This window comes from Komagataeibacter xylinus NBRC 15237 (genome assembly GCF_001571345.1).
Classification (GTDB): Bacteria; Pseudomonadota; Alphaproteobacteria; order Acetobacterales; family Acetobacteraceae; genus Komagataeibacter; species Komagataeibacter xylinus.
In genome coordinates this window covers 1-5,215 of record NZ_BCTP01000090.1, presented here as the reverse complement: position 1 = coordinate 5,215, position 5,215 = coordinate 1, and the positions used below count along the sequence as shown (strand labels likewise).

The window sequence follows — 5,215 nt, the reverse complement described above, 5'->3', positions numbered from 1 at the left end:
TGGCTCGTTCCTAGCGTCTCTCCGGCCTATCTGGCGTTCTGACGGGAAGAACGGACTGTCCCCACACATTCATTCCCCTTGAGCAAATGCCATCTGACTCGGTTCTGCTGACCTTGCAGCACCAGAGCGAGCGCAGCGCGGGAGCGCCGTAGGCCGCCGAAGGCGTCTGGTGTGGATAACTCCCTGTCAAAAAGGTCTCTGATCCGCCCCCGAGGGTCCACAGGACCCGAGGCCCGCTACCGCTCACGAGGGCGTTCGCGGGCCTCGTCCCGTGGGCTTCGTGGACGGCCCTTAAGATCATAGAAAGAGAAACGAAAAAAATTGTTGTTTATCATAATGTTATTGGGGGGGGGTGCCTCACCAGCTATGAGGCACCCCTGCCTCATAGCTGGTGAGGCAGGTTTGAGCGAAATCCGCTCATTCAATGGCGATATTTATTTTATTTTTGAAAAAATTTAGCTAATGAACTTGAACGAAATCTGCTCACGCGATGAGCAGATATATTTCCTTTCGGGTGTTTTTTCTTGCACCTATGAGGCACCCCTGCCTCATAGGTGCGAAGGCATAGGGTGATGTGGTGAAGACTCGAGAATTAGGAGTGACAACAGCTCCATCCGGCTCATGGGTGCAGGTCGAACGAGCAGCATTAGAACGCTGGTCACGGTTAGGGATGGAAAACCCTCGCGCTGCATCTGTGATGATGACGCTGGTGCATCACATGGGTCGCAATAATGCTGTGGTCGTGTCGCAAAAAACGCTTGCTGAATTATGCGCGTGCTCCCGAGCAACGCTTCAACGGGCACTCGATACCCTTCGGTCCGGAAACTGGATTGATGTCCGTCAGATCGGCCCGACCGGTACTGCCAACGCCTACATCGTGAACCGTAGGGTTGCATGGTCCGGGGCAAGAGCTGGACAGCGTTACGCTCTATTCGATGCTGCGGTCGTGGTCTCAGCCACAGAACAGCCAGACGCCGAAACCCTAGACGACCTCCTTCCGCTTGAATCCATCCCGGCCATGTTCAAAGGCGAACGCCAGTTACCGACCGGCCCCGGTATGCCGCCCCCTTCCCAGCCATCTCTTGATGGTCTGGAAGCCGACTTGCCTGCCACCAGCCGCGACGATCCTGCACAGTGAGCGCGCACACCCCTGCGCACATGTCGCCTGCACAGGCTGCACAGGTGGCTGATGTCTCCCGATGGACGATCATGCGTGCCATAAAATCTGGAGATTTGCAGGCTTTTCGGGACAACAAGAACCAGTGGCGGATCAAAAATGACGATCTGAACGCATGGCTTTCTGCACACCCTGCACAGTGTGCGCACAGTGTGCAGGAAGCGGTCGATGCACACCATGCGCACACCCCTGCACACCCCGATCCAATCGCTCAAGATACGCTCGAACTGGTGCGCGTGAAGGCCGAACTCGAAGCCGAAAAGACGCTCCGGGCGACCGTCGAGGCTGACCGCGATCACTGGCGCGAATTAGCCCAGAAGCTGGCCGAATCACGGCCACGCAAATGGTGGTTCTGGTGATGAGTGTGCTATGCTTCTGGTCTGACCAGCCGACTGGCGCCGCATGATAAGCCACGCTCTTTCGCCAATCAGTGTTGCAATTCTTCAAATATTTCGTGCATCTCAGTAATAATAGATTATTTATCTCTCCAAGATTCGTATACTATTAGTATATTTGAATAAGTTGAGCTTGGACCAAAATCTTCTGGATATTGTTTTATCAACGAAGATATTGCTTCTTTATAATCTTTTCTTGCGTCATCATCATCAAGCATATTTTTTTTAACACAAAAACACAATCTATCCAAAGAATTAAAATACATTTGCTTTGATTCATCTAACTTCAATTCTAAAATACTAGTGTCTCCTCCTGTTTTCTTGCATTCAAGAACACTAATTAAATCCTTAGAAAACTCTTTCCTCATCTGAGATATATGATCTTCTAAAGAAAGAAGTGTGTTTAAACTGCTGATTGAATTAGCTTTTACAGCAATAGTAACCTGACCATTTAATTCTTTTAACTGTTTATATGCCAAAAACAGCATAATCAACGCAATTATTGATGATAATAAACTAACTATTAATGAATATAAATTATAATTATCAGTGGACATAATTAAACTTTCTTAGAAATTTCAGATTTAACGGCCGAAATAATATTTGATAACGCAGAAACACCATAACTTTCTGTAGAAAGCTGGTCTTCAATACCAATTTTATTGTATAAATCAATCCAGAACTTGTCTTCAGTTTCTTTTCTTATTTTAGACTTAGTAATGTTTATTTGAGCTTTTTTTATTATTTCTATAGCCATACCTTCATTACCACTATTTCTTATCTCTTTTATTAATAAATTTAAATATTCATTTATTGTCATGCTATTTCTCCATAGTTAGTATTCATATATAATAACGTAGTAACACAAAAATAATTACTCATCATTCCTATTATTCAACCTCTTAGTCTCCATTCCTCGGACCCCTTCAGCGACCTATGGCGCTCCCGCGCTGCGCTCGGTCCGGATTTGCACCAACCTTGTGCCGAGTTACCCTGCTTGCTCAGAAAGCAAAGAGATTTTAGCAGATAAAACTACCGTTTTCCGGTAGGATCGATGCCTAAACTTAATTGAGCGACAGGAGCGGCATGATGAGCGCACACCCGATTGTCCAGCATGACGACGCCGAGACGACAGCCTTTGCTGACGCCGTTCGAGACGGAATCCGCGCCGCAGATGAAGGGCGTAAGCGTCCCTATTCTGAGGTGCGTAACTGGCTCCTCTCTTGGGGTACGGAACACGAAAAACCTGCACCACAGCGCGGGTAATCGTGCAAAATTTCATCGTTGATATTACCGATCCAGCGGTCGATGACCTCCAACGGATTAGAAATCACATAGGGGAAGAAAACCCCGCAGCAGCAAGCCGTGTTGCTATTCAGATAGTCGCGGCCTGTGACCGTCTCGAATATCTACCGGAACGAGGCCGACCGGGCCTTGTCCATGGCACGCGAGAACTGGTGTCCTGCTGGCCGTATATAATCGTCTATCGCATCGCAGATTCAACGGTCGAAATCCTGCGCATCTGGCACAGTTCTCAAGACCGATAGACGGCTAACTCATATCGCTGTTACATCTTCGGCCTGTTGTCCAAGTCGTCATTCCACTTGGCATCTTGGTCTGGCAGCAGCCGCTGCATACGCTCCATTAGACTTTGTAAAAGCTCAAATATTGGCCGGAGAAGCGCAAGCCATCCCCGTGGCGCCACCGGCAGCATTAGCTCATCAGCCCGCATCTTCAGGCGGGAAAATTCGTCACGCCTGCCACTGACCCAATCCGGATTGAGTTCTTCCCAATCCCACACGTTCCGCTGGCTGTTCCATCGCTCCATGTCTTCAACCGGGCCTTTGACACGCTCCGCCAGTTCCGAAGCCTCTTTCAGAATCTCTCGGCGTTTCGTATTCTGGAATTTGATGGCTTCCCTTCTCTGCTGCTCAGCTTCGGCTTCAAGCCGTTCCTGATAAGCGAGCCACTCGTCTAGGTCTTGCACTTCCTGTTCGGGGTCATCATCGAAAATCAGATCGGAGAGCCGCAAAGGTTTGGGCTGTTTCTCGCTCTTCTGACACACGACCCGAACGCGAACGGCACTCACCTCTCCACGCCGCTCTATGGCCGTCACAGCAGGGCCGACATGCGACCCCGGTTCTCTGGTCTCCCCTTGATCGGCCAGACTGCGCCGGTCGATCCTCGCAACTTCTCCGGCCGCCTCAAGGGCAGCATTGGCGAACCGCTCCCACTCCGTCCGAATCAGATCCACCGACTTGGCATTCGAGAGACCCACAACCACCTTGCCGGTCTCGAAATCCTTGTCGCGTAGGACGATGTGAGCGTGATGGTTCCGGGCATCGTCTCCGGACGGTCGATGGATAGCAGCCAGCCAACTGCCACGGCCAGCGGTCATACGTTCGCAGAAGTCCCGCACCAGGTCGCCGCGTTGCTCGTCGGTCAGTTCGTGCGGCAGGGCGACCATGACCTTGGTGACAACGCGCCCGTTTTTCCGGTCGGCCTGCTCCTGCTCGTCCAGCCACTTCCGGGCGGCACCCCCCCGTGAGCCGATCCGGGCAGTCGGCATCCGTTCGGCCAACACCGCAACGGCAGCGGTCGAGCGGGTGATGTAGCTGACATGAGCGCCAGCCGTTCCCGCCTGCTTCTGTGTGCCTTTCCCGATAGCCGACACGTTTACGCTATAGATTGCCACCGTTACCGCTAACGCTTTCAGTGTGTTGCCAACACCGCACGGATTACGTTAGTAATCCATATGTGCGCCCTCGCTTAATGCTCGGGATCAAAAGAGGACTGCAAAACCGTGTCTGAAGCAAGAAAAAACGATGATGCCGACCTTGCCGAACGCTACCGCGTCATGATGGCGCAAAATCGGGCGCGCTCTGAAAAACACAGGGAAGAACAACGAGCTAAGGGGTTAGTGCGCGTCTCTGGTTGGATACATCCAAGCCACCGGGATGAGTTTAAGGCATGGCTAATCGGTAAGGATGAACCCAAGCCGTGACAATCCGACACGGATAGGACCAACTCGACATGAATCAACACAGGTCGATACGACCCGACATGCCTAAAAAACCGCAGATTTCCGGTGCCTGTAGAGGGTTTGTTCTATGAAAGTGTTCGGAGCATCCACGCCTTTTTCGGCCATCCGATGAAGGATTCCGAAGTCGCCCGGCTGCTGTCCCTGATCCTGCGACATGAGCCGGAACGGATCGGCCTGACGCTGGACGGGCAGGGCTGGGCGAACGTGCCCGACCTGATCCGGCTGGCGAAGCGGGCAGGCAAGCCGTTCGACCTCGCCACCCTGCAACGGGTGGTCGAGATGAACGACAAGCGGCGCTTCACCCTCTCACCGGACGGCCTGCGTATCCGGGCCGCACAGGGCCATTCCCTGCCGGTTGATCTCGACTTGCCCGCCGTCCAGCCGCCCGATCGGCTCTGGCACGGCACCGCCCGCGACAACCTGCCCTCGATCTTCCGGGATGGTCTGAAACCGGGCCGCCGCCAGATGGTCCATCTTTCCGCCGACCGGGAAACGGCGCAGCGTGTCGGGGAGCGGCACGGGAAGGCCGTTATTTTGGCCGTAGAGGCCGGTCTGATGTTTCGGAATAAGATTCCCTTCTATCAGGCCGATAACGGCGTG

General features: G+C 52.6%; 8 protein-coding genes. 5 read left to right on the top strand and 3 right to left on the bottom strand.

The window, feature by feature from the left end; all coding sequences use genetic code 11:
• The first annotated feature begins 697 nt into the window (after positions 1-697).
• Positions 698-1,138 carry a helix-turn-helix domain-containing protein gene (locus tag GXY01S_RS17710; RefSeq protein ID WP_264997028.1) on the top strand — a complete coding sequence of 147 codons (441 nt, stop codon included), beginning with the start codon at positions 698-700 and terminating at the stop codon, positions 1,136-1,138.
• Positions 1,139-1,158: 20 nt separating this feature from the next.
• Positions 1,159-1,536, top strand: a complete 378-nt coding sequence (locus GXY01S_RS16230) for a helix-turn-helix domain-containing protein (RefSeq protein WP_082770955.1) — start codon at positions 1,159-1,161, stop codon at positions 1,534-1,536.
• A 116-nt stretch (positions 1,537-1,652) separates the two neighbouring features.
• On the opposite strand, the gene GXY01S_RS18415 is transcribed toward GXY01S_RS16230, so the two are convergent.
• On the bottom strand, positions 1,653-2,129 hold the full coding sequence (locus GXY01S_RS18415) for a hypothetical protein (protein ID WP_146222820.1): 477 nt from the start codon (positions 2,127-2,129) through the stop codon (positions 1,653-1,655).
• Positions 2,130-2,131: 2 nt separating this feature from the next.
• Entirely contained in the window at positions 2,132-2,392 is a 261-nt protein-coding gene (locus tag GXY01S_RS18410) for a hypothetical protein (protein ID WP_146222819.1), read from the bottom strand.
• Between the two features lie 448 nt (positions 2,393-2,840).
• Here GXY01S_RS18410 and GXY01S_RS17700 point away from each other — a divergent pair, with 448 nt between their 5' ends.
• Entirely contained in the window at positions 2,841-3,119 is a 279-nt protein-coding gene (locus GXY01S_RS17700) for a type II toxin-antitoxin system RelE/ParE family toxin (protein ID WP_255210490.1), read from the top strand.
• A gap of 20 nt (positions 3,120-3,139) precedes the next feature.
• On the opposite strand, the gene GXY01S_RS16225 is transcribed toward GXY01S_RS17700, so the two are convergent.
• Entirely contained in the window at positions 3,140-4,267 is a 1,128-nt protein-coding gene (locus GXY01S_RS16225) for a MobA/MobL family protein (RefSeq protein ID WP_061276795.1), read from the bottom strand.
• Between the two features lie 108 nt (positions 4,268-4,375).
• Here GXY01S_RS16225 and GXY01S_RS18405 point away from each other — a divergent pair, with 108 nt between their 5' ends.
• Entirely contained in the window at positions 4,376-4,576 is a 201-nt protein-coding gene (locus GXY01S_RS18405) for a hypothetical protein (protein ID WP_146222818.1), read from the top strand.
• A gap of 99 nt (positions 4,577-4,675) precedes the next feature.
• Positions 4,676-5,215: RNA 2'-phosphotransferase (locus GXY01S_RS16220; RefSeq protein WP_255210489.1), on the top strand; the 540-nt coding region annotated here is incomplete at its 3' end.